Source organism: Cysteiniphilum halobium (assembly GCF_003574425.1).
Lineage (GTDB): Bacteria > Pseudomonadota > Gammaproteobacteria > Francisellales > Francisellaceae > Caedibacter > Caedibacter halobius.
Window position 1 is genome coordinate 15,175 of record NZ_QLIU01000034.1, and the last position, 24,541, is coordinate 39,715.

Annotated in this window: 20 protein-coding genes; 11 read left to right on the top strand and 9 right to left on the bottom strand. The window is 37.6% G+C overall.

What is annotated here, in order from left to right; all coding sequences use genetic code 11:
• Positions 1-4: 4 nt before the first annotated feature.
• Positions 5-1,282: a 16S rRNA (cytosine(967)-C(5))-methyltransferase RsmB gene (gene rsmB, locus DNK85_RS07445; protein WP_119328955.1), complete on the bottom strand. Its 1,278-nt coding sequence runs from the start codon at positions 1,280-1,282 to the stop codon at positions 5-7.
• Positions 1,283-1,290: 8 nt separating this feature from the next.
• On the bottom strand, positions 1,291-2,097 hold the full coding sequence (locus tag DNK85_RS07450) for an inositol monophosphatase family protein (RefSeq protein WP_119328956.1): 807 nt from the start codon (positions 2,095-2,097) through the stop codon (positions 1,291-1,293).
• 79 nt (positions 2,098-2,176) lie between these two features.
• Here DNK85_RS07450 and DNK85_RS07455 point away from each other — a divergent pair, with 79 nt between their 5' ends.
• The 3 genes from DNK85_RS07455 (at position 2,177) to ppa (ending at position 4,694) form a co-directional block, all read left to right on the top strand.
• Positions 2,177-2,938 (top strand): RNA methyltransferase, encoded by a 762-nt coding sequence (locus DNK85_RS07455; RefSeq protein WP_162896594.1) that lies wholly within the window; start codon positions 2,177-2,179, stop codon positions 2,936-2,938.
• Between the two features lie 4 nt (positions 2,939-2,942).
• Entirely contained in the window at positions 2,943-3,521 is a 579-nt protein-coding gene (gene rnhB, locus DNK85_RS07460; RefSeq protein ID WP_119328958.1) for a ribonuclease HII, read from the top strand.
• Positions 3,522-4,169: 648 nt separating this feature from the next.
• Complete coding sequence (ppa, locus tag DNK85_RS07465) at positions 4,170-4,694, top strand: inorganic diphosphatase (protein ID WP_119328959.1); 525 nt, start codon at positions 4,170-4,172, stop codon at positions 4,692-4,694.
• Between the two features lie 7 nt (positions 4,695-4,701).
• Here ppa and DNK85_RS07470 read toward each other — a convergent pair whose 3' ends face one another.
• From DNK85_RS07470 to DNK85_RS07490, 5 genes are all read right to left on the bottom strand, one after another.
• Entirely contained in the window at positions 4,702-4,938 is a 237-nt protein-coding gene (locus tag DNK85_RS07470; RefSeq protein ID WP_119328960.1) for a hypothetical protein, read from the bottom strand.
• 95 nt (positions 4,939-5,033) lie between these two features.
• Positions 5,034-5,339 carry a DUF2288 domain-containing protein gene (locus tag DNK85_RS07475; protein WP_119328961.1) on the bottom strand — a complete coding sequence of 102 codons (306 nt, stop codon included), beginning with the start codon at positions 5,337-5,339 and terminating at the stop codon, positions 5,034-5,036.
• A complete protein-coding gene (locus DNK85_RS07480) occupies positions 5,326-7,236 on the bottom strand; it encodes an ATP-binding cassette domain-containing protein (RefSeq protein ID WP_119328962.1) in 1,911 nt (636 codons plus the stop codon). The genes DNK85_RS07475 and DNK85_RS07480 overlap by 14 nt, the downstream gene beginning before the upstream one ends.
• A gap of 31 nt (positions 7,237-7,267) precedes the next feature.
• Positions 7,268-7,858: a CBS domain-containing protein gene (locus DNK85_RS07485; RefSeq protein ID WP_162896592.1), complete on the bottom strand. Its 591-nt coding sequence runs from the start codon at positions 7,856-7,858 to the stop codon at positions 7,268-7,270.
• A gap of 108 nt (positions 7,859-7,966) precedes the next feature.
• Positions 7,967-9,340: a D-alanyl-D-alanine carboxypeptidase family protein gene (locus DNK85_RS07490; protein WP_119328964.1), complete on the bottom strand. Its 1,374-nt coding sequence runs from the start codon at positions 9,338-9,340 to the stop codon at positions 7,967-7,969.
• Between the two features lie 425 nt (positions 9,341-9,765).
• On the opposite strand from DNK85_RS07490, the gene greA reads away from it, so the two are divergent.
• From greA to DNK85_RS07505, 3 genes are all read left to right on the top strand, one after another.
• The gene (gene greA / locus DNK85_RS07495) at positions 9,766-10,245 is read left to right on the top strand and encodes a transcription elongation factor GreA (RefSeq protein ID WP_119328965.1); all 480 of its coding nucleotides are present in this window, start codon (positions 9,766-9,768) and stop codon (positions 10,243-10,245) included.
• A gap of 17 nt (positions 10,246-10,262) precedes the next feature.
• The gene (locus DNK85_RS07500) at positions 10,263-11,156 is read left to right on the top strand and encodes a DMT family transporter (RefSeq protein WP_119328966.1); all 894 of its coding nucleotides are present in this window, start codon (positions 10,263-10,265) and stop codon (positions 11,154-11,156) included.
• 94 nt (positions 11,157-11,250) lie between these two features.
• Positions 11,251-12,831 carry a peptide chain release factor 3 gene (locus tag DNK85_RS07505; protein WP_119328967.1) on the top strand — a complete coding sequence of 527 codons (1,581 nt, stop codon included), beginning with the start codon at positions 11,251-11,253 and terminating at the stop codon, positions 12,829-12,831.
• A gap of 179 nt (positions 12,832-13,010) precedes the next feature.
• On the opposite strand, the gene DNK85_RS07510 is transcribed toward DNK85_RS07505, so the two are convergent.
• Together DNK85_RS07510 and folD are read right to left on the bottom strand one after the other, a co-directional pair.
• Positions 13,011-13,583 carry a tetratricopeptide repeat protein gene (locus DNK85_RS07510; protein WP_119328968.1) on the bottom strand — a complete coding sequence of 191 codons (573 nt, stop codon included), beginning with the start codon at positions 13,581-13,583 and terminating at the stop codon, positions 13,011-13,013.
• Between the two features lie 30 nt (positions 13,584-13,613).
• Positions 13,614-14,471 (bottom strand): bifunctional methylenetetrahydrofolate dehydrogenase/methenyltetrahydrofolate cyclohydrolase FolD, encoded by an 858-nt coding sequence (gene folD / locus DNK85_RS07515; protein ID WP_119328969.1) that lies wholly within the window; start codon positions 14,469-14,471, stop codon positions 13,614-13,616.
• A gap of 159 nt (positions 14,472-14,630) precedes the next feature.
• Here folD and DNK85_RS07520 point away from each other — a divergent pair, with 159 nt between their 5' ends.
• The 5 genes from DNK85_RS07520 (at position 14,631) to DNK85_RS07540 (ending at position 24,355) form a co-directional block, all read left to right on the top strand.
• A complete protein-coding gene (locus DNK85_RS07520; RefSeq protein ID WP_119328970.1) occupies positions 14,631-15,677 on the top strand; it encodes an efflux RND transporter periplasmic adaptor subunit in 1,047 nt (348 codons plus the stop codon).
• Positions 15,678-18,701 carry an efflux RND transporter permease subunit gene (locus tag DNK85_RS07525; RefSeq protein ID WP_119328971.1) on the top strand — a complete coding sequence of 1,008 codons (3,024 nt, stop codon included), beginning with the start codon at positions 15,678-15,680 and terminating at the stop codon, positions 18,699-18,701. It abuts the gene before it with no gap.
• Positions 18,702-19,185: 484 nt separating this feature from the next.
• Positions 19,186-21,273, top strand: coding sequence for an RHS repeat domain-containing protein (locus DNK85_RS07530; RefSeq protein WP_119328972.1), 2,088 nt, complete (start codon positions 19,186-19,188; stop codon positions 21,271-21,273).
• A 12-nt stretch (positions 21,274-21,285) separates the two neighbouring features.
• Entirely contained in the window at positions 21,286-23,751 is a 2,466-nt protein-coding gene (locus DNK85_RS07535; protein WP_119328973.1) for an RHS repeat domain-containing protein, read from the top strand.
• Between the two features lie 10 nt (positions 23,752-23,761).
• Positions 23,762-24,355, top strand: a complete 594-nt coding sequence (locus DNK85_RS07540) for a hypothetical protein (protein ID WP_162896593.1) — start codon at positions 23,762-23,764, stop codon at positions 24,353-24,355.
• The last annotated feature ends 186 nt before the right edge of the window (positions 24,356-24,541 follow it).

Genomic DNA, 24,541 nt, shown 5'->3' on the forward strand with positions numbered 1-24,541 from the left:
CCTCTCATGTTTTTTGTAATAGACAATAGTAAAACCCATCACCACCGTCTTCAGTAGGTAGAATCTGGTAACCATGCACTTGTTTGAGTTTGTTATCAATCATTGGAATATCAATGACATGAAACGCAGGATGTGTTTGCAGAAAGTTTGCCATTTGTTTATCATTTTCTTCAGGCAAAATAGAGCAAGTAGCGTAAAGTAGCAAGCCATTTGGTTTCAAGTATGATGTCAGATTATTTAAAATACGCTGTTGTATTTGGACAATATCTTTGACTTCTTCAGGGGTGCGCAGCACCTTAATATCCGGATTGCGACGAATCACCCCTGTAGCACTGCAAGGCGCGTCAATTAATATCTTATCAAATAAAATATTCTCTCTAAGTGGCTCTGTGGCGTCATGAATAGTGTGGTGAATATTAAGGCCATTTAACTGTAAGCGTGCAAGGTTTTCTGTAATGCGCTTAAAGCGTTTGGTATTATTATCCATAATTGTTAGTTCAATCTCAGGACATAGCTCTAAAAGGTGTGCACTTTTGCCACCAGGGGCAGCACAAGCGTCAAGAATTTTCTCTTGTGCTTTTGGTGTTAGGATATGTGCAGCTAGCTGTGCAGATTGATCCTGAACACTAAAATAACCTTGAGCGAATAATGGTAACGTATTGATGTTTTGCACCTCATTTAATTGAAGGCAGTCATTAATCGTCGTTGCTTTATAGCGAATATTATTGCCTTTGAGTGCATTGATAAACTGCTTAGGGTTTTGCTGTTTATTAAGACGTAGAAAAACTGGTGGTTGGATGTTACTATTTTCAATCAGTGTATTAATCTTATTGGGGTAGTGTTTTTTAAGTTTGCCATATAACCAGTCAGGTAGTTCCTTAAAGTGATTACTACTGGGTAATATTGCTTTATCAACCTGGCGTAATAAGGCATTAATAAATGATTTTGAATTGTTTATATTAAGCTCACCACAAGCATTTACTGTTTCATTAATACAAGCATGTCGTGGTTTGTGCATAAAGATAATTTGATATAAACCAATCATTGCCAATAGCTGTACTTTGGGCTTAGTTTTGCCTTGTGCATGTAAGTTAAAAATATACTCAAGATAAAAAAAATGGCGAAATACGCCATAACATAGAAGATAAACTAAGCGGCGATTTTGCTCAGTCAGTGGATGGTTATCCAGTTTAGTATCTAAGGAAGCTAAACTGTCTTTGTGTTGTGTGATTTGATGAATAATAGAACACGCGATAGCGCGAGGATTGGTTAGTGCCTTCATCACTTAGATTAAGCTTTTTCAGTAGGGACCAAATATGGCGTCAAAAATTTAGTAAGCTTGGCAACGATGCGGGGGTTGCCTCCAATTAAGCGTCCATCTTCAAGGAATGTTACCCCACCATCTAATCCACACAGCATGCCGCCGGCTTCTTTGATCATAAGTGCGGCTCCTGCAGTATCCCATATTTTTGCATCTCTTGATGTCCAAACAGCATCTAAGTAACCGGCGGCAACATAGCACATATCAAGCGCTAATGAACCAGAGTAACGAAGACCAGAAATCTCTTTATGCAAATCAAGCACAGCTTCAGGATAAGTGTGTGCGAAGACTTTTTTGCTAAATTTCAAAGCGCCTGAAAACAAGCAACCGGAGAAGTCTTTACGATTGGCAACGCGGATGCGCTGACCGTTTAACTGCGCTCCTGAGCCTTTAGTTGCGGTAAATAATTGATCTAAATAAGGATTATAAATCACCGCAAGCTCTGTTTTGCCACGAAACTGCATCGCAATCGATACACAATGGTGGGGAATGCCATGAATAAAGTTATTAGTGCCATCAATCGGATCAATAATCCAAGTGTGATCACTGTCTTCATTGCCAAACTCGCCTGACTCTTCGGTAATATAATACTGATCTGGAAACGCATGTTGTAAGATATCCGTAATGGCTTTTTCAACGTCGATATCGACATTCGTGACATAGTTATTAGGAGATTTTGTTTCAATCTTAACGTTTTGCATGTTTTCACTTGCATTTAAGATCATACGACCGGCTTTACGTGCAGCTTTAACTGCAATATTCATCATTGGATGCATGAAAAATACCTTTAGCTTTTACCCGAATAAAAAATTAGTTGTGTATAATACCTGATTTAATATTAAGGTGATAGGTTCTATTTTAAAGATGTTAAATAAAATTCGAATCATTCTGGTTGAAACCTCCCATCCTGGCAATATTGGTTCTAGTGCGCGGGCAATGCTCAACATGCAATTGACAGAGCTTTATCTGGTGAATCCCAAACAGCGACCAGATGAGCAAACAATCGCAACTGCGGCGCATGCGACGGATGTTGTTAACAATGCCAAGATTGTGCCAACCCTTCTTGAAGCGCTAGAAGATGTTGACTTGGTAATTGGCACTAGCGCCAGAACACGGCGCATGGATTTACCAATGCTCAGTGTTGAAGATGCTGCACAACAAGCAATATCACATGTGAGTAAAGATCTAAATGTAGCAATTGTTTTTGGGCGTGAGCGTACGGGGCTTTTTAATGATGAATTGTTGATGTGTCATTATCATGCATTTATTCCAAGCAATGAAGGTTATACGTCATTGAATCTGGCACAAGCAGTACAAATTGTTGCCTATGAAGTCTTTAAACAGTATTTATTGCTAAGTAACGTTGAAGTGTTGCCGATACAAAACCATGTGCGTGAAAAAGCGTCCGCGAAAGAAGTACAAAACTTTTATGATGAATTGGCGCATAAAATGGAAGTGGTTGGTTTCTTAAATACAAATAAACCAGGGCATGTTGTTGATAAATTGAAACGTCTATTCCAACGTGCGCAACTTGAGTCACAAGAGATCAATATTCTACGTGGATTTTTAAGCCAAATAGGTCAAAAAAATCAAAGTAGTAATGAAGGTAAAGGATAGTTAAATGATAGTCGTGGGCGTCGATGAGGCAGGACGAGGACCATTAGTTGGTTCAGTCGTTGCCGCAGCTGTTATTTTAGATCCAGATAAACCGATTATGGGATTAATGGATTCAAAGAAGCTGACAGAAAAAAAACGTGAAGCGCTCTTTACTGAGATTACTGATAAGGCACAAGCTTATGCAATTGCCGAGTGTAGTGCTACAGAGATTGATCGATATAATATTTTACAGGCGAGTTTATTGGCGATGCATCGTGCGGTGGCTAAGCTTGATATTATTTTTGATAAAGTGCTTGTTGATGGTAATCGTTTACCACTGTGGGATTTTGAATCAGAAGCGATTATTAAAGGGGATAGTAAAGTGCAAGAAATAAGTGCCGCATCGATTCTTGCTAAAGTCTATCGAGATCGCCAGATGATTGAATTAGGTCATCAATATCCAGAATATCAATTTGCAAGACATAAAGGCTATCCAACTAAACTACATTTAGAACTGCTCCAAAAATATGGTGTGTTGGCTCAATATCGTAAAAGCTTTGCGCCGGTGGCAAGATGTATTAAAACGAAATGTTATATTGACTAGTACACATGATGCATAAGTTCAATTACCCCTTACCCGTGCAGCACAAGCCGCACGACTTCTCCCCAAGGGGTGAGGTGAGAAATACATAACTTATTTGTTCATAATAACTTTAGTAATGATCACGTACACGCGCTTGTAAATCACAAAATGAGATATACGCTGTTAATGTTCTTTTCCAAGCAGGTATTTTTTGTTTTTTAGTGTTGTTGTCTATATTTTGCATTGTTCTTTCCTTGTTGAGATATTGTTGTGGGGACAAGTGCAGTATAAGCAAAGATCTATAAATATACAGTTTCAGCTTAGTAACTCTGTGTAACAAATTTGATACATGATACTTGTTATATAAATCAATTCAGTTTACAGCTGTTTGATTTTTATCACCCTAAACAAGCACATAAAATATATACAATGCAAATGGCATAGAGACTTACTATGCAGTACAAAGGAAAATATAATTAAGGAGAATGAAATGAAGTCTAAAAGACCTGTGAGAATTCAGTTAAACAGCCTAAAAATATCAATAATAAAATGAGATATCTCATAGTGTATTTGCTTTGATTTATCGGTTAAATGGGTTGAATAATTATAAGAAATAAAAGAGAATAACCCAGTTCATTTAACTAGAAAAACAAACGATTAAGGGTAAATATGCTTTCTAATATTAAAGTCGGCAAAGATGCGCCAAATGATGTCAATGTTGTTATTGAGATTCCAGCGCACAATGAACCTGTGAAATATGAGTTCGACAAAGATGCGAATATGTTGATCGTTGACAGATTTATGTCAACAACCATGCAGTATCCATGTAACTATGGCTTTGTACCAAATACGTTATCAGAAGATGGTGACCCGGTAGATGTGTTAGTTGTGGCTCCTGTGGCATTACGCCCTGGGGTTATTATCAATTGCCGCCCAGTTGGTGTGCTTAAGATGACAGATGAATCAGGCGTTGATGCTAAGATTATTGCAGTTCCTACGAGCAAATTAACCAAGATCTATGATCATATCAAAGAAATTGATGATTTACCCAAGCTGTTATTAGATCAAATCAAGCACTTCTTTGAGCACTATAAAGATTTAGAGCCAAACAAATGGGTTAAAGTTGACGGTTTTGCAGGTGCTGAAGCGGCTAAAGCAGATATTCAAGCAAGTATTGAACGCTATAAAGCGTAATGTTCTTTTATTTTCTAAGCGACTTAAACCATTTATAACGAAATGTATTTAAACTTGCATCAATCAAAAAGAAAATAACCGCAAGCCCAGGGGATAACACATCACCGGTGATTGCATATAGAAATAGCGCAAAAATAAAAATAAAAATCACGGAACGCACAGCCGACTTGGCACCGTTTAATTTAAATAATTCTTTATGTGTCATATTGCTTTGACGTTCAATTTCTTTTTCTTTATCCGTCATTTTTTGGTCAGAAGTTCTCTTAAAAAGTTATGTTTATCTTAGCATAAGCCATTGAGATTTGTCGATTATGCCATGGGGCTTTAACATGCTTATTATCAGTTATCATTTTTATCTTGTACCAAAATCCAAGGTTTGACGACTGAAGCCCATAGCGTTGTATTGTGTTCAAACCAATATTTAGCATCGCCATCATTGACATATTCGATATGTTTTTTTGTCATATAATTGGTGATTTGTGCTTGATCGTTTCGTGCTAATGCATATGCAACATCAATTAAATCTAGAGCGTTACTAACTTTGATTACTTTGCCTTGTGCGAAAAATCGCTGGAGCTCCATCCAAGAAATACGTGCTGTTTCGCTTAGAATTTTAGCTTTTAGTAGTTCATTAGGATTGCTCATATTGCGCTTCAATCTCGGAGAGGTTTTCCCATTGTTGATATTTGTCATTTAAAAGTATTTGTTTTTGCTCAAGGGTTTGCAATGTTTTTTGCACTGCCTCTTTATTTTGTTGATAAAATTGAGGCGTTGCAATTTCTTGCTGTAATAGCTCAATCTCAGCCTCTAAATGCTCAATCTCATCAGGCAAGGCAGCAAGCTGTTTTTTTTGTGCAAAGCTTAATTTTTGTTTTTTTGTGGCATTCGTATTTGTTTTGACAGATGATGATTTTGTCAGTGGTTTAGTTGATAGTTCTGAAGACTTGGCAGTGGAGTTTTTTTGGCGTAACCAGTCTTCATAGCCACCAACATATTCTTGTAATTGACCATTGTCTTCAAACACGATAGTACTTGTAGCAACATTATCGATAAAGCTGCGATCATGACTAACGATTAATACCGTACCTTGATAATTTAGAATAAGATCTTCAAGCACTTCAAGCGTTTCAACATCAAGATCATTGGTTGGCTCATCAAGCACTAGCACATTGCTTGGTTTAGCAAAAAGCTTTGCTAATAATAAACGATTACGCTCGCCACCAGAGAGTGAAGAGGCAGGGCTTTGCATGCGTTTTGGATCAAATAGGAAATTTTGCAGATAGCCAATGACATGTACTTTTTGTCCGTTAATGTCCAAGTAATCAGAGCCTTCGGTAACGTTGTCAACTAGTGAGATCTTGGGGTCAATTTGATAACGTAACTGATCAAAGTAAGCAATCTGTAAATTCTCACCATGGGTTACTGTGCCTGATTGTGGTGTTAATTTTTGTAGTAAGACTTGTAATAAGGTACTCTTGCCGCAGCCATTTTTGCCTAAGATCGCAATTTTGTCACCGCGCTGTATTTCACAAGAAAAATGGCTAAAGATTGGTTTATTATCATAATTAAAGCTAATATCAAAAGCTTTAATAACCATTTTGCCTGTTTTATTAGCTTGTGAGGCGCTAAGAGTAACATTACCTTGTTTATCTCGTCGTGCTTTTCGTTCTTCACGTAATGCTTTTAACGCACGCACGCGTCCCTCGTTACGGGTGCGTCGTGCTTTGATGCCTTGGCGAATCCATACTTCTTCTTGCTGCAGTTTTTTATCAAAATTGGCATTTTGTACTTCCTCGGCATGCAGATAAGCTTCCTTTTGCATGAGAAATTTTTCATAATTACCTGGAAAACTTAAGAGATTACCACGATCAAGCTCAATAATATCTGTAGCAATATTTTGTAAAAAAGCCCGATCATGTGTGATAAATAAGATACTACCTTTAAATTGTGGCAAGAAGCGTTCTAAAAATTCAATCGATTCAATATCTAAATGGTTGGTTGGTTCATCTAAAAGTAATAGATCAGGAGAAGTGACTAAAGCTTTAGCAAGCAACACACGGCGCTTTAATCCGCCAGATAGATCATCAAATAATGCATTGCCATCAAGCGACAGGGCAGAGAGTACTTTTTCTGCTTGCATTTGCAAATCCCAAGCATGTGAATTATCAATTTCTTGTTGTAAGTCATTTAGGCGATCAAAGTTTTGTGCTTGTGTTAAATCAGCCATTAACAGTTGCTGATACTCAATAATCAGCTGACCTACTTCACCAAAACCAGATAGAACAATATTAAATACTGAGCCTTTGGTATTTTGTGGCACTTCCTGTTCAAGCCAAGCAATTTTAGCATTGTCATGTACAATACGCTCACCGTGATCTGGTAGAATTTGACCTTGGAGTATTTTGAAAAGCGAGGATTTGCCAGCGCCATTGCGACCGATTAAACAAATACGTTTATTAGCATCGATATCAACAGAGACATTATCTAGAAGTTTATGATGTCCAAAAGCAAGCTCGACATTGCGAAGAGAAATAATTGGCATAGTCTATGAATATAATCGTTGTGTTAAAGCGTTAAATCATTTTGTTAAGCTCGGCAAGATTGCGTGACGCAAGATCATGCCCAATTTTTGTACCAAGACGTTTTGCAATAAAACCGGCTGAAATAATTCCGCGAATAATATCTTTACCAGATTTATTTTGCTCTTGGATAATCAAATGATCAATGTGTTTATCGTGCATAAGACGTGCAATATGTCCCACCAACATGTCTTTCAGTACAGCATAATCAAGCATTGGTAAATCACCAATTTTTACCATTAACATGCCGACAGTTACTTCTTTATGATGAATATCTTCGCTTTGCGCAACTTGCGTGCGATATATACCTTGTAATCTGCACGTATTAATTAAGCCAACAACTTCATCGTCATTATTTATCACCAATAGTGCATGCACTTCCACTTTTTTCATCATCTGTAGGGCGTCATCTGCCAGAGCCTTCACATGAATAACATAAGGTTTAGCTGTATGAAAATCAGTAAAAACGTGTAAAGCAGGCGTTTCAAGTGAAATCACATCCACTGTTTCTGGATGATAGTAAGGGATACTAATTTGACGGTTGTGTGTTGTTGTTTCAAGCAGTTTGTATTCTTTATATGCCATAAGTCGATCCTTGTGATGATTATTTTTCGTAAGTCTAATCATCATTTTGCTGCTTTGCAAACGCAATAAGCGTATGAGCAATAGAAATAAAGTAAGACAGTCTTGCGTTTAGGCAAACCATAGTGAAACCGTACCCTTGATGCGTTGCCATAATGATCCTGTTGCATCATCTTTTAAAGCAACTACTGGGAAAGTTTCAATTGTTTTACCTTTATAGACCATAGTAACATTTCCAGCTTCGGTACCTGCAGTAACAGGAGCAATTAAACCTTTAGGGTTTTTATGCAGGACAAATTGAATATCCTTAGCATCAATATAGTTTGGAAAACTGATGGCAACTGGCTTTTGGACACCAATATCAACTGTATCACTTTCACCTTTGTAAATGCGAATACTCCCTAGAGCATAATTTGCTGGATAAAACGTTTTAGTTTGAAAGTTAGAAAAGCCATATTCTAGTAATGTCTGACTATCACGTGCGCTTTGTAAAAGACTCGTTGAGCCGATAACAACAGAGATTAGCCGATCGTGATCTGGTTTAACAGCTGAGGAAACGAGTGAGTAACCGGCTGAGTCAGTTGAGCCTGTTTTAATTCCATCAGCATAAGGATAGATATCTAAAAGCTTGTTGTAGTTGCGCGTGACAAAACCGTTCATACTTACACTTGCCATTTTGTAATAATGATAATATTGTGGGTAGTCATAAATTAAATGTTGTGCCAAGATCGATAAGTCACGCGCTGAAGTATATAAATTAGGTGCAGGTAAGCCCATGACATCACTAAAGTGGGTGTTATTCATGCCTAATTTCTTCGCGGTAAAGTTCATAATGTTAACAAACCCTTCCTGAGTGCCAGCAAGTGTCATGGCTAATGTTACAGCGGCATCATTACCTGACGCAACAATTGTGCCCTCTAGTAGATCTTGGATAGTTACTTCTTGCCCTGCTTTTAAATGCATACTGGAACCTGCTGTATGCCAGGCAATAGCAGGTACTTGCACTTTTTGATCAAGTTTAATGCTGCCAGCTGCTAGTTTCTGTTCGACGATGTAAAGCAACATCATTTTGGTTAATGAGGCAGGTGCGACACGCATATTGGCGTTTTTTTCGGCTAAAATATTACCTGTTTTAGCATCGATTAATAGATAGCTTTTAACGTTAAGCATTGGTGGCGTTACAACCTGATTGTGCCAAATTTCAGTTGCCGGTGTGATGCTTGGAAGTACTAAATTGGCAGGAGCAGGGGGAACTTGCACCTCAAGTGGGACATTTGCACTTGAAGACACTGCACCATAGGCATTAAGAGGAACACCCATATAGTTAACAGAGCTTGCGCCATAAGTATTAGGTTCATTTTGTGTGGTTGATTGTGCTATTTGTTTTTGTACATTGTTTGTTGCATCTTGAGCAAAAGTAAGCTGGGTACCTAGCAAAACAACAGAGGTTGTTGCAATAAGAGAAATTTTTTGAATAGTGAACATGTTATTACCTAATTATGTTGAAGTTTAAAAGTAATTGTCAAAGTGCCAATGTACAGCATTATATACTGCTCATAAAGCATTTTACAGTATTTCTGCTATTGAATTTCCCGCGTTTTGGTCCATTGGATTTTGGCAATAGCGAATACGAGAAAGCGATAAAAGGTTTTTGATTAAGATAAGCAAAGTGCAAATGCAGATTGTTAATTTTTTTTGGAAATTTTTAGTTTTTGAACTATTTGGGTGAGGGAGTGAAAATTTTTAGAATTATGATGCAAGGTTGGAGATATTGTAAAATGGTCTGTGGTGGGTATAATACTCTTTATCTTAAAGAGTATGAGTAATGCCTAACATGTTCCATGTTGGGCGTTTTTTATTGTTCTAAAAATTAGACAATTGTGTAAAGTTAACAGGTTGAGGATAAAAAAATGGCGGTACGAATTCCAATGACTGTTGCCGGTGAAGCAGCGTTAAAAGCAGAACTACAAGACTTAAAAAGTATCCAGCGTCCAAAGGTAATTTCTGCAATTTCAGAAGCGCGTGAGCATGGTGATTTAAAAGAAAATGCCGAATATCATGCCGCACGCGAGCAGCAGAGCTTTATTGAAGGACGTATTCAAGAGCTCGAGGCTAAGCTGGGCAATGCACAAGTGATTGATATTGCGAATATGGCAAATAGTGGTAAGGTAATTTTTGGTGCGACAGTTACCTTGTTAAATGTCGATACCGATGAGGAGATGACCTATCAAATCGTGGGTGAGGATGAAGCAAATATTAAATGCAATAAAATTTCATTAAGCTCACCACTAGCACGTGGATTAATTGGCAAAGAAGAGGGTGATGAGGCCAGTATTATCACACCATCTGGTATGGTTGATTATGAGATTATTATGGTTGAATATCGATAACAATGTGATCATCAACAATGAATTATATCCTATTACTATTTATCGGCATTATATGGGGTGGTCAGTTTGTTTTAATTGACTTTTCTTTAACAAGTTACACACCTGAACAACTAGCACTTTTAAGAACATTTTATGCAGCTATTTTTTTAATTATATTTTGTCTATTTGCCAAAAGAAAACAGAAAAAAAGAAACATTAAAACGTGGTGTAAGGTTGCTACTATTGGGATACTTGAGGTGGTAATCCCATTTACCTTGGTAACGTGGGGCCAACAGTTTGTCTCAGGAAGTATGGCATCAATTTTGATGGGAACAATCCCATTTTTTACTATTATCTTAGTACTGTTGACACGTGTTGAGCGTGCGACAAAAGCCAAATTTATCGGCATGCTGATAGGGTTTGTTGGCTTATTGGTTTTATTTGCCCCCGATTTAATGGCAACTGGTTTATCAAGTGCGTTATTGCCACAGTTGGCAATTATGCTTGGTGCGTTATCATTTGCTGGAGCCTTAATCGTTATCAGAAGTTTACCTAATGAAGACGCATTTTTACTGTCACGCGATGCATTTACTATCGGCACAATCATTATGTTGGCCATAAACCTTAGTAACGGCTCATTACAAGGCATGCATTTTGTTTTACATCCATTGATTGCATCGATTGTATTAGGCGTTTTTTGCTCGGGATTAGTTTATGTATTGTATGTCAGTTTGATTAAGCGTGCAGGCGCTGGATTTTGCTCATTATCAAATTATCTTGTGCCACTATTTGGCAGCTTATTGGGTTTTATTATTATGGGTGACCATATTAGTCTGAATATGATATTTGCCTGTTTATTAATTTTATTATCTATTGCTATTGAGCCGATTTTGGCTTTTTTAAAACGATACAGTCGGGTAAAATTAAGCTGAAGATTAGCAAACACTAAGCTATACCACTTTTAAATCATTTTATGGTATTTATCTGTGAAGTATTTTTGAATGTAATTTTTTTTGAGGAACAATGATGTCTGAATTTCTACAGGCGCTAAATAAGCGACGCACATTCGCGATTATTTCGCATCCGGATGCTGGAAAAACTACGCTAACTGAGAAAATGTTGCTATTTGGAAACTTAATCCAGTTAGCAGGTACGGTGAAAGGTAAAAAGTCAGGTCGCCATGCGACTTCTGACTGGATGGAGCTTGAGAAACAACGTGGTATTTCAGTAACTACGTCAGTCATGCAATTCCCATATAATGGCTGTGTGGTGAATCTTTTGGACACCCCGGGACACGAGGATTTTTCAGAGGACACTTATCGTACATTAACTGCAGTGGACTCAGCGTTGATGGTAATAGATGGGGTCAAAGGGGTTGAGGCGCGTACGATTAAATTAATGGAAGTATGTCGCTTAAGAACAACACCTATCTTAACTTTTATCAATAAGTTTGATCGTGATACGCGTGACCCGATGGAGTTGATGGATGAGGTTGAAGATATATTGAATATTCAATGTGCACCGATGACCTGGCCAATTGCTTCAGGTAAAGAGTTTAAAGGGGTTTATCACCTCTATAATGATGAGGTGATTCTATTTGAAACGGGGCACGGTCACCATATTCATAATTATAAGGTAATCAAAGGACTTAATAATAGCGAGCTTGATGCAAAGATTGGTTATTTGGCAGATGAGCTAAGAGAGCAAGTTGAGCTTGTTAAAGGTGCAAGTCATGCGTTTGATTTAGAGAAATATCGACGCGGTGAGTTAACCCCTGTATTCTTTGGTACGGCATTAAGTAACTTTGGTATTAAAGAGATGTTAGATACTTTTACTCAATATGCGCCATCGCCAACACCAAGAACCACTGATATGCGTGAAGTGCATGCAAATGAAGAGCCGTTAACAGGTTTTGTTTTTAAAATTCAAGCCAATATGGATCCGCAACATCGTGATCGAATGGCGTTTTTTCGAATCTGTTCAGGAAAATATACAAAAGGCATGAAATTGCAGCATGTGCGTATTAATAAGCAAGTGCAGATTGCTAATGCCTTGACGTTCGTCGCCGGTGAACGTGAGTCTTTGGAGGAAGCCTATCCAGGAGATATTATCGGTTTGCATAATCATGGTACAATCCAAATTGGCGACACCTTTACGCAAGGTGAGTTACTGAAATTTACTGGGATTCCTAACTTTGCACCTGAGATTTTTAGACGTGTGCGTTTAAATGATCCATTGAAAACAAAAGCGCTTTTAAAAGGGTTAATTCAATTATCGGAAGAAGGGGCGACACAAGTATTTAGACCTTTAAATAATAATGATTTGATTCTGGGAGCAATTGGGGTATTACAGTTTGATGTCGTCGCCCATCGTTTAGAAAATGAATATGGCGTTAAATGCAGCTATGAGCAAGTCAATGTTGTTGCCTCTCGCTGGATAGAATCACATGATAAGAAAAAACTCGAGCAATTTAAAAACAAATATGCAGATAATTTAGCATTAGATGGTGGTGATCACTTGACGTATTTAGCAACAACGCGCGTTAATTTGCAAATGGCAGAAGAGCGTAACCCGGATATTCAATTCTTAGCTACAAGGGAACATTAAAAAAAAGAGGAAACAGGTAATCGACGAGTCACTAGATCCATTCAAGGAGGGAGGAGGGAGGAAGTTGATACTAGTGACCCGCCGAAAGAGAGCGCCACTATACTAGGCTTTTTATGTGATGAAAAGGAGTTTTTTGTAAATATTTACAAAAAATACAAATTGATAATAACTTAAGAGGCTTAGAAAAATGGCAGTGCATCTAAACTTATGCTAATACCATTAGCGCGTGCGTGGCGTAACCAGTAGTGTGACTTAAAGAGATCTGTTGGTACACCAATACCTTTTCTATACATGTATGCTAAATAAATTTGTGCTTCAGGATAGTCATTTTTGGCTGCTTTTTCAATCCAATAAAAGCCAACAGCAGGGTTCGATTGAACACCTAAGCCTTGAAAATACATAAGTCCAAGCTTAAATTGTGCTTCAGCGTAACCCGTAGCTGCTGAGTACTGAATATAATCAACGGCTTTATCTATATTGTTGCCACCTGACTGACTAATTTGTTTGCTGTATTCAACACCCTTATCATAGGCAGCTTTAGGACTGAGTTGTGTGTAGTTAATATGTTCATTATCGATTGAATTTTTGGCAGTTGCGGGTTTATTATGGATTGTGTTTGATGTGCTCTCTAGCTTGCTACTGGTAAGAGCATGTGCATCGTTATGGTATAGTACAGTGACGCCTAGAATAATGGCAAATATGGCGATAATAACACCGATCCAGACTGAAAGATGATTTTTAATAAGCTTCATGTATGTTTGCTCCAAACTTCTCACAAATTATTATGCCTTGCTATGTAAATACTCACAAGCAAATAACGTGTTTTCTAGTAAAGTAGCAATTGTCATAGGACCTACACCTCCAGGAACTGGAGTAATAAAAGCAGCGTTTTCAATGGCATTGACAAAATCAACATCACCAACAATACGACCATCATCTAAGCGATTAATACCAACATCGATAACTACAGCACCTTTTTTTAACCAATGTCCTTTGATAAAGTGGGGTTTACCAACTGCAGCAACAACGATATCAGCGCGTGCTAAATGCTCGGTTAGATCATTAGTAAAACGATGACAAGTAGTGACTGTAGAGCCGGCTAATAGGAGCTCCATCAACATTGGACGCCCAACAATATTAGACGCGCCAACGATTACTGCATGCTTACCTTTAAAGTTGTCAATAACAGACGCCAATAGCGTCATAACGCCTTTTGGGGTGCATGGACGTAAAAGTGGATTTCGCTGCATTAGTTTGCCAATATTATAAGGATGAAATCCATCAACATCTTTATCAGGGCGAATTGCTTCAAGCACTTTTTCAGCATCGATATGTGGAGGAAGTGGTAATTGCACCAGTATGCCATCAATTGTAGGGTCATTATTAAGTTGATTAATAAGGTTGAATAGCTCGCTATTACTCGTATTTTCATTCAGGTCATAGTTTAAGGATAAAAAGCCCACCTCTTCACATGCTTTACGTTTATTATTGACATAAATTTGTGAGGCAGGGTTATTACCGACAATAATAACAGCCAATCCAGGAATACGCTTGTTTTGCTCTTTTAGTTGATCAACTTGTCGTTTAATCTTGAGTCTGATTTCTTGCGCTTTCTTTTTGCCGTCAATAATCTGTGCCATAGCATAGGTTCCTGTTTTCTATTTTTCTATAGGCTTAATTTTGTAGTACATGATAGACAATTCACACCTTATTTTAAACAACATTTGTTAATGTTCTTGAATCGTACCAAAAGATCGTCTAGTTTAAGCAATAGTGCTTTATATCATTGGTTTTGATGAATGAAAAAACATATTATTTTTGGGATTGTGACGGCTGTCTTGTTATTAATCGTTATTTATTTTTTGTTTTTAGCAACTGCTAAAAAAGAGGTGAGTTTCCATGTTGAGCCAACAGGCGTGATGGTGGCAGTTGCTAATGAACACAATATTCCATTATCAGCTAAAGGAACAGGTCTGTTGATAGCACCAAATACCGTGACACTTAAATCACAGATTGCAGGGATTATTAGCAGCATTGATTTTATTAGTGGGCAATATGTCAAAGAAGGGCAACTATTGATGACTTTGGATGATACCAAACAAATGGCAGATGTGAATTCTACCTTAGCAGATTTTACAAAATCTAAGGCGCAATATAAGCGAACGGACACCTTGTATAAGGAGAACAATGCTGTTTCACAAAGTGAGCTGGATAATGCCAAGGCAAGTTACATGCAGACAAAAGCGCAATATGATGCCGCGTTATATCAGCTATCCAATACCAAAATCGTCGCACCTTTTAGCGGATATTTGACTTTAACGACTTTAGCAAAAGGTAGTTATGTTTCAGCTGGAGACACCTTAGTATCATTGGTGGATAAAGAAAATTTACAATTACAATACGCATTACCTGAGTCTTATGCTAGTAGTATTAAGATTGGTCAAACTGTCGATTTCAGGGTTGATGCATTTCCAGGGCAAGTTTTTCATGCTAAGGTTGATTATATCTCGCCTGATGTTTCAGATGATAATTTAACTTTCACCGTACGCGCTGTTTTTAAAAACACGGATAATCTCTTAAGTCCAGGTATGAGTGTTTATGTCTCACAAATTATCAAAGAGAATAATATGGTATTAGCGGTGCCAGAAAGCGCATTAAGCGCACAAAGTGGCGGTTTTATTGTGTATGTTATTGTTGATAATAAAGCCAAAATGGTACCGGTACAAATTGGACAAATTAACAAAGGTTATGTCAGTATTTTAGAGGGTTTAAATAAAGGGCAAGAAGTGATTGTCTCTTCTGAAGGTAATATTTCCGATGGTGTTGCCGTTAAGGTGGAGAAATAAATGAAGCTGCCTGAGATTTGTATTAAGCGCCCGGTATTGTCATTTGTACTTAATGCCATATTGGTGCTATGTGGTTTATTGAGTTTTAGTTATGTTAAGTTGCAATTTGAACCAACAATATTTAAGCCGGTATTAATGATTCAAACGAATTATCCAGGGGCTAGTGCTGATGTGGTTCAAAAAGATGTTACCCAACAACTTGTTGCAGCAATCTCAGGGACTGAAAATCTAAGCTACATTGAAGCAACATCAATGCAGGATCAAAGTCAGATTAAACTTAACTTTGGTAATATTGATCAGGAGAAATTCATTACTGCACAATCTGAGGTGATGCGTGATATTGCTGGTGTTGATTTGCCACAAAATGCGCAAACGCCGCAGATTAAACAGCGTGGTGATGGCTCTCAAGTCATGCTTATTGGTTTCCAAGATAGTAATCGCTCGACGGAAAGTCTGACATCATATATCAATGATACGATTACCAAACAATTGGCACAGATTCCAGGGGTGGGTGACGTGCAGGTCTATTCCGAAGGCTCAGCACTACGTATAGAGCTTGACCCCAAGGCAATGGCAATTTTAAAAATCTCAGCAATTGATGTTGTGAATAAACTAGAACAACTTAACCGTAATGTCTCTGCGGGACAGTTGATTACCAGTAATAATACCTATACGATTAACGTCGATAGTGCATTAGATAATATTAGTAAGTTTGAAAATCTGATTATTGCTAAACATAACGGCAAATTAATTTATTTAAAACAAATTGCTAAAATATATCTGGGTAATTTATCACTTGCCAATGGCTCAATTAGTATTATTGATGGTAAGCCAGGGGTGGTGGTCAATGTATCACAAACCAGTGATGCTAATCCAATTGAGGTTGCCAATGCAGTCGCAAAAGCCGTTAAACAAATGCAAGGCTCATTGCCGCCGGGGATGAAAGCCAGTGTACTCTTTAATGTGGCAACATCGCTTAAAGCCTCCTTATATGAAGTGATTAAGACGATTATTGAGGCGATTATTCTAGTGTCATTCATCTCTTTATTGTTTTTAGGACGCTTTAGAGCGGCACTTGTGCCGATTGTTACCTTGCCAGTGTGCTTGATTGGTGTGTTTGTGATTATCTGGCCGTTGGGCTTTAGTATCAATATGATGACGCTACTTGCCATTGTGCTGGCGGTAGGGCTTGTAGTTGACGATGCGATTGTTGTGCTTGAGAACTGCTATCGCTATATGCAAAAGGGCTATAATGCGTTTGAGGCAGCGATTTTAGGTAGTAAAGAAATCGGCTTTGCGATTATTGGTATGACAATTACACTGGTTGCTGTCTATATCCCAATTGCATTTATGAATGATAAGTCAGCTGTGTTCTTTCGCGAATTTGCCTTTACCTTAGCCGCAAGCGTTTTAATCTCAGGCTTTGTCGCTTTGACACTGTCGCCGACGATGTGTGCACACACCTTAGGTCATGCAAAAGAAAGCCGCTATGAGAAATTTGTTAGCAGATTGTTTGCAGGTTGTGAAAAGGCGTATAAAAAATCACTGCATTTTGTATTGCAAGTACGCTTTTGGGTCATTGCTATTTTTATTATTTTAATTATTGCAGGTATAGGTTTGTTTCGCTCGATGCCAACGGCATTGCAACCCAATGATACCATTGGTGTGGTGGGCGTAAATATCGTTGGGCAAAGTAACGCAAGCTCAGACTTTATTATGCAAAAGCTTGATGAAATACAAAGTAAGTTACCAAGTAAGGTGTTTGATCACTCTTTTGGGTTTGTTGATACGCAAAGTGGGCAAACATCTGGTTTTTCAATGAATATTCTAAAAGAAGATCAAGTAACGAATGCTTATAAAGTAGCACAAGAACTAAATGGGATTATTAAAAATACCCAAGGTATACAAGGTAGCAGTTGGGTGTTTCCCTTATCAGGGCGTAATCAGTCCGGTGATGGTGATATTCAAATGTATCTATTGAGTATGGATGACTATCAAACCCTTTATAAAAAGGCCGAAAGTCTAATCAATATGCTCGAGAAGCTACCAGGTATCTCGTATGCAAGTATAGGCAGTGCTGCAGATAGTGGGCAATTTGATATGAAGATCAACTATACTAATGCCGCATTGTTAGATGTCGATCCTGCGAATATCCAAACCATATTAAACATTATGTTTGGTGGCTGGCAGTTGTCACGTGATTATGAAACCGGTGGTGAGAGTTTCCCTATTTATGTGCAATTGCCAAAAAAAGATCTCAAGAGTTTTGGTGTGTTAAATCGTTTATATATCAAAACCGATTCAGGTGGTTGGGTGCAATTAGGGCGTTTAGTGAGTATCTCACCGGTGGTAAAAATTCCTTATTTGACTACGTATAATCAAATGCATGCAATGTCAATTAGTGTTAATTTACAGCCAAATGCTTCGATGGGACAAGTGGTAGAGCAAATCAAAGCGATTACTGAACAGCTATTGCCTGGTACAAGTTTGGCATTTAAAGGAGATGCTAAAGATATGCTTGAGGGCAATAACAGTATGATCATTATTTTTATCGCAGGGCTTTTATTTATTTATCTTGTTCTTGCAGCATTGTTTGAGAGTTTTATAGATCCGTTTATTATTCTCTTAACCGTGCCATTATGTGTGATTGGTGCGTTACTTGGACTTAAACTCATAGGAGGAACATTAAATATCTATACAGATATTGGTTTAATTACTTTAATTGGTCTTGTATCCAAACATGGTGTGTTGATTGTACAATTCTCTAATGAGTTATTAGCTAAAGGTGTGGCATTAAATGAAGCGGTGATTAAAGGGGCTGGAACACGTTTGCGTCCAATACTCATGACCTCTGCAACAATGATTTTAGGAGCTATTCCATTGTTGCTAAGTACGGGAGTGGGGGAGCATGCGCGCCAACAAATTGGTATGGTTATTGTTGCAGGGTTGTTATTAGGATCATTATTTTCATTATTTATCGTGCCAGTAGCTTATCAACTATTGAAATCGATAAGACATAGATAGTTCAGGCCAAGACCTGCTACGCATTTCAAAAGCAGAGTATGTATAGTGATTCCAGTATATAACTGATCAACCGTGACTTTGATGGCCTATTGCTCCGGAACTTGCGCTGTGGGCCAGTATGGGTTAATTTCATATAGAAAAATCATCAATGACATCGTCATACTTCCCTTATGTATCTGTTAACGATAGCCTTGAGTATATCTCCAAAGATTCACGTTTTGAATGCCCCGAGTAAAGTTGAATAAAAGCATCATCAATATTTTATTTTTTAACCACGTGAATAAAAATGCCTAAGCTTATGTGCCGAGATTGAATGTGCTAATTTGATTTTCACAAGCTCACTGACTCGAACGCCTGTATATAAAAGGGCTTTAGTGATAAGAATATGTTTTGAATCCTTCGTTTCCCATATCAATTGAAAGTTAAAACTAGATCACTTACAATGCCAAACATCAATATAATGACTTAACTTCAGAGCAAAGGAATGAGAGATAAAAGATATAAAACACTTTGTTTATTGACAGCAATGATACTGCCGCTTGCCTTAACCGCAAAAGAGATCACGCATGATACCAATCAAAAGCAACTTGATAAATCAGATACCAAGACAGACTCTAAAATAAAAGCACCGCAAAAGGTAAGCTTATTTGCCGGGGATTCTTCAGTGCCAGTAAACCCTCTAGGCACAGTATCAAATGAAAATAGGTTATTGCATATCTTACCAGAGAATGGGAATAAAGTGATGCAAGTACCGCTAGTTAGCATTCCTTTAGATGATGGATTGACGTTTAATTATAGTCTGTTTCTCAAGTTATCCTCTGGTTTATACTATAATTATTTACTAGCGATTTTCCCTCATATTGCCTCTTTTGATCAAGGTAAAAACCCATGGTCTGGTTCTAGCCAATATGGACTAACTTATTTAATGTCTTCTGATGGAAACTTAGTTAATTTTATTACGCCAAAAACTGGTGGAAGCGGATTATCTACGTCACATTTCTCAGGAGTGAGTAAGTTATATAGTACGAATATTTATGATAATAATGGAGTTCAATATTACCAATATGATAGTGGATATGAGATGAAGGCTGTTATTAATAGCTCACACCATAAATCTAGTATTACTTATAACTATCAAAAAGCCTATGGCAATGCAAACTCACCTACTTGGAAAGTATGTGATGGAGAAAGTCAATATTTACTTAAAACCATAGAGTTATCAAACAACTATAAGTTGAGCTTTAATTACTATGCAAATGAAATTTATTATCAGAACGGAGACCATGATCCATACTACGTCTGTACTCAATTCTTACCGAGTAATGTTTCTGACAGTTATAATCGACACTGGACTTTTCAGCAAGCAGGGCAATATCATGAGCAACAGGCAATAAATGCTATGACACTACCTGATGGAACTAAACTAACAACTGGATATGGAGACCTTTTTCATGCAAGTTCATCTATAGATGTAACAGGTTTAACCTATAGTGGATTAAACAGTTCAAGCATCACCTACTCAGGCGCTAATTTGTCTACTAATGAAACAGAAACCTATAGCGTTGTTAATGGTAATCATATTATTACCCACACCGATGGCTCAAAAGATATTTACCACTATATTGCTTCAACTAATGGAGAGCTTAATAATAACAAAGGCGCTTACGATAAACATTTGATTGAAGATAAAAATGGTAAAGTCTATTACGATGAAGAAAATACGTGGACAAATATATCAGGTGTTCCAGTATTAACTAAACAGACAATCACACAGGATGGTGTCACAACATCTAAAGTTTTTAGTGATTTTAATAGCTTTCTATACCCACAAACAATCGTAGAGACAGCATCAAATGGAGAGACGCGCACAACCAAATCAACCTATTTTGTGTTAGAGGCGTCAAGTACCCATGGGCATATGGTTAAACCTGCAACTGTTATAGTCACTGATAGTGCAGGTAAAGTGGTGCAAAGTGTTGTTAATACCTATGACACAGAGGGGTATTTAACGACATCGACAGTCAATGGTGTCACAACAACGTATAGTTATGATGCCAAAGGTAATATAGCCTCTGAAACCGATGCCAGTGGCAATAAAACTCAATATCTAAATTACGTCAATGGACAACCACAAACAGTCATTGATCCCAATGGCAACTCAACCACTTATACCTACGATTATCGTGGTCTTGTGTTAACAAAGACCGATGCCAAAGGCAATGTGACGAAGTATAGCTACGATGTGATGGATCGCTTAACATCTGTCATACCTCCAATTGGGAATACTGTTACTTATACCTACACCAATCATGGGCTAACCGTCACGAAAACACAAGGTCAAGCCGTTACAACCACTAACTATGATGGCTTTGGGCGTGTGATTAACTCAACGGTAAGCGATAGTAATCCAGCAGATACAATTGCTAAGGTCAATAAATATGACCCCGTGAATAATAGGCGCTTTGCCAGTTACCCTTGTCGAAATATTGCACAATGCACTGTTGGTGATATTTACACAAATGATGTCTTAAATCGCCCGATTCAACTAGTTAAAGATACGACATCTTTTTAGAGGGATAATGAGATGAAAATATTAACAAAACTATCTTTTGCTGTTCTAAGTTTATTTGTTGCCGTTAATAGCTTTGCTAGTTATACGTGGACAGCACATTATGGTGCAAATGGTTCAGATGGGTATCACGGTGATGGCTTAAGTTTTAAGCAAGTTATCGATTCAAATAGTCACGTTAAAACAATGGTTTATAGCCAAGGCTTTGGGAGTCCGTTTCTAGTCGATAATTTATACCCCAATTTAGGTCCTTGGATTTTAGGGTATTATGATGTGCAAGGTAGATTGTTAAAGATATCTGATGTGCATAGTAAATTAGTTCATACTTATTCCTATGATACAGCTCACCTAGATTGGTTAATGTCACAAACTGATCCTGAGCTTGGTACAACGAATTATACTTATTATGCTAATGGCCTAAGAGCGACAGAACAAACCAACAACAGCTCAAAAACAAAATTTGTTTATGATGCTAATGGAAATGTTACCTCTATTATTTACAGTGCTTCTGCAGATAATAGCATCCCAGTGGCACCAACCGTTAATAATAGCTATGATCCAAATAATAACTTAGCAACAACAACCGTTGTTGATGCAGCCAATAAACCATTAAGTAGTATTACCTTTGGTTATGATGCATTAAATAGATTAACATCAATGTCTTTTGCTGATGGTTATGGTTTGGGTAATGGCAGCTTGAATTACACTTATGACGATAACGGTTCTTTAACAAGCATACACTATCCTGATGGTTTAATTATCTCCTATAACCCTAACCCGTTGGGAAATCCAACTCAGCTGGTTAGAACAGATAGTAATTTCCAAACGCTTGTAGTTGGCGATATCAAATATTCTCCCTTTAATACGATCACAAGCTATCAAGGTGGTGTTAATGTCACTCATATCTTGGATGCCATGGGTAGAATTAGTAATATTGCAGCAGGGTCAATTATTAATCGTACCTATAGCTACGATGGTGAAAATAATGTATTAAGTATTACCAACAATCTTAATACAAGTGAGAATGAAAGCTTTACTTATGATGATGCTAATCGCTTAATAACCGCTAATGGCGTTTGGGGTGCTGCCAGTTATCACTATGATATGGGTAACAATATCACTCAATTACAAGTTGCTAGCCAGACAAATAACTATACTTACAGCACAAATAACCTTTTAACAGCGATCACCGGCAGTACCAATGAGAATATCACCTATGACGCCAATGGCAATGTGATCCAAAAAGGCGATGATCATTACCTGTATGATGCAGCCGGTCATTTGATTCATTTTAATAACGCATCACACGCGATTGATTTTAAATATGACCCTTTAGGGCATGTTATTACCACAAGAGAAGATGGAAAACGCTTACTTATCACGGTTTATGATCGTGATGGAAAGTTAATGTATAAAGAAAATCGTGATTTGGTCAATAACACTAATGAAATCACCGATTATATTTATCTTGAAGGTAAACTTGTTGCTACAGCAACACACTCTGTTTCAGACCTTCAACACGTTACTTTTCATTACTTGATCACTAATCCTCTAGGCTCTCCCATTGCCAGCATTACCAATGGACAGGTAGACTGGACACAAAGCTATCGACCATTTGGTATTGAATTAAAGGAGCGACCAACACTTGAAGATCATATCGGCTTTACCGGTAAAGAAACAGTAAAGGATATGAATCTTGTTAATATGAATGCAAGATACTATGCGCCAAGTCTTGGCAGATTTATGGCGTATGATCCAGCACCGCCTGAGGTTGATAATATTTCTAGTTTTAATCGTTATGCTTATGCTAATAATAATCCACTTAGATATATTGATCCGACAGGACTTTGGTCAATCAGTGGCATGTTTAGTGGTGACACCGGACATGACATAGCTGATCACGCCAATAGTTTTGCCTCAGGCATGAATAAGGGTATTAGTGGTGGATTGGTTGATCAAAAGTATAATCGTAATCACCAGATTGACCATATGGTCGGTGAAACCTTGGGCATGGTTGTCGGTATGGGCATTGGGACTACTGAAGCCCGCATAGCAACTGAAGCCGGAGGCTTAATTAAAAGTGCCATTACTGCAGTTATGAAAGAAAAGAATGTTGCAGGGCAGGTTAATGCAGCTAGAGGAGCTGAAGAAGTAGAGCAATTGGGTGGTAGCTACTCACAACTCAGAGGTAAAGTACCAGGGAATGAAGTTCACCATATGCCTGCAGATTCGGCTAGTCCACTTTCAAGGGGTAAAGGACCCTCAATATCTATGGAAAAAGCTGATCATTATCAGACCGCAAGCCATAGTAGAGTTCCTGGAAGTAAATCCTTTCGAGCAAAACAAGCCGATTTAATTTCCCAAGGAAGATTTAAAGATGCTCAACAAATGGATATTAATGATATAAGGGATAAGTTTGGCTCTAAATATGATGGAGCTATAAGTCAAATGCAAGATTATACGAATAACCTAGATGTATGAGGATGTTAATATGATTTTTAATGTACACAATCAGGGATGTGAATCTATGAAAATTGGCATGTTAAAAGACTTGATTAGACATAAAAACATCAACATTCTATATAAAAAGGATTTTGTTTCTGGCGAAGGGCATGACTGGGAGTCAATTTATGATATATTTTCTAATGAGAAAATTGAAATGGATAAAGCTAATGTGTTTTACATTAATGTTGCATACAACGAGGATCACAAAGCTACATTTATAAGTTGTGGTCAACCTTCTAAAGTTTTATTCGATGCCTATTCACCAACATTAAATTTATTAACTGAAGATTTTTTTGATATTTTTCTATTTCTTTCACATCTTGACAAAAACTTGATGGTTGACTCTAGCGGTTTGACCTCCTTAAAATATAATATAAGCGTCAACGCTCCTTTTTTAACTAGTAGATGGGATGACACAGAAGAGGATTATCCTCGTGGTGAAGAAGGATGGAGTGGAACTATTGAGTCCATTTGTTTTTTTGATGATAGTTATTACCAAGACACACCTATAAATATACTTCATGACCCAGCTATTAAAGAAAAAATAAACCAATACTTTGCTAATTTAAAAAAGCATTAAGATTGCTATATTTGTGTTAAATTTAGACAGACTAGCCCACAGCGCAAGTTCCGGAGCAATAGGCCTATACCTTTAACCTATATCAGCAATAGGTTATCAAGGTCACGGTTGATCGGTTATATACTGGAATGACTCTCTGTACACGATGATTTTTTCATTTGAGTAGCTCCTGTAATGGTCGATTTA

Bases quoted from the DNA above. Each gene is read 5' to 3' on its own strand.
- rsmB (WP_119328955.1), bottom strand. From the start codon at position 1,282: ATGAAGGCACTAACCAATCCTCGCGCTATCGCGTGTTCTATTATTCAT.
- DNK85_RS07450 (WP_119328956.1), bottom strand. From the start codon at position 2,097: ATGCATCCAATGATGAATATTGCAGTTAAAGCTGCACGTAAAGCCGGT.
- rnhB (WP_119328958.1), top strand. From the start codon at position 2,943: ATGATAGTCGTGGGCGTCGATGAGGCAGGACGAGGACCATTAGTTGGT.
- ppa (WP_119328959.1), top strand. From the start codon at position 4,170: ATGCTTTCTAATATTAAAGTCGGCAAAGATGCGCCAAATGATGTCAAT.
- DNK85_RS07470 (WP_119328960.1), bottom strand. From the start codon at position 4,938: ATGACGGATAAAGAAAAAGAAATTGAACGTCAAAGCAATATGACACAT.
- DNK85_RS07475 (WP_119328961.1), bottom strand. From the start codon at position 5,339: ATGAGCAATCCTAATGAACTACTAAAAGCTAAAATTCTAAGCGAAACA.
- DNK85_RS07480 (WP_119328962.1), bottom strand. From the start codon at position 7,236: ATGCCAATTATTTCTCTTCGCAATGTCGAGCTTGCTTTTGGACATCAT.
- DNK85_RS07485 (WP_162896592.1), bottom strand. From the start codon at position 7,858: ATGGCATATAAAGAATACAAACTGCTTGAAACAACAACACACAACCGT.
- DNK85_RS07490 (WP_119328964.1), bottom strand. From the start codon at position 9,340: ATGTTCACTATTCAAAAAATTTCTCTTATTGCAACAACCTCTGTTGTT.
- greA (WP_119328965.1), top strand. From the start codon at position 9,766: ATGGCGGTACGAATTCCAATGACTGTTGCCGGTGAAGCAGCGTTAAAA.
- DNK85_RS07500 (WP_119328966.1), top strand. From the start codon at position 10,263: ATGAATTATATCCTATTACTATTTATCGGCATTATATGGGGTGGTCAG.
- DNK85_RS07505 (WP_119328967.1), top strand. From the start codon at position 11,251: ATGTCTGAATTTCTACAGGCGCTAAATAAGCGACGCACATTCGCGATT.
- DNK85_RS07510 (WP_119328968.1), bottom strand. From the start codon at position 13,583: ATGAAGCTTATTAAAAATCATCTTTCAGTCTGGATCGGTGTTATTATC.
- folD (WP_119328969.1), bottom strand. From the start codon at position 14,471: ATGGCACAGATTATTGACGGCAAAAAGAAAGCGCAAGAAATCAGACTC.
- DNK85_RS07520 (WP_119328970.1), top strand. From the start codon at position 14,631: ATGAAAAAACATATTATTTTTGGGATTGTGACGGCTGTCTTGTTATTA.
- DNK85_RS07525 (WP_119328971.1), top strand. From the start codon at position 15,678: ATGAAGCTGCCTGAGATTTGTATTAAGCGCCCGGTATTGTCATTTGTA.
- DNK85_RS07530 (WP_119328972.1), top strand. From the start codon at position 19,186: ATGAGAGATAAAAGATATAAAACACTTTGTTTATTGACAGCAATGATA.
- DNK85_RS07535 (WP_119328973.1), top strand. From the start codon at position 21,286: ATGAAAATATTAACAAAACTATCTTTTGCTGTTCTAAGTTTATTTGTT.
- DNK85_RS07540 (WP_162896593.1), top strand. From the start codon at position 23,762: ATGATTTTTAATGTACACAATCAGGGATGTGAATCTATGAAAATTGGC.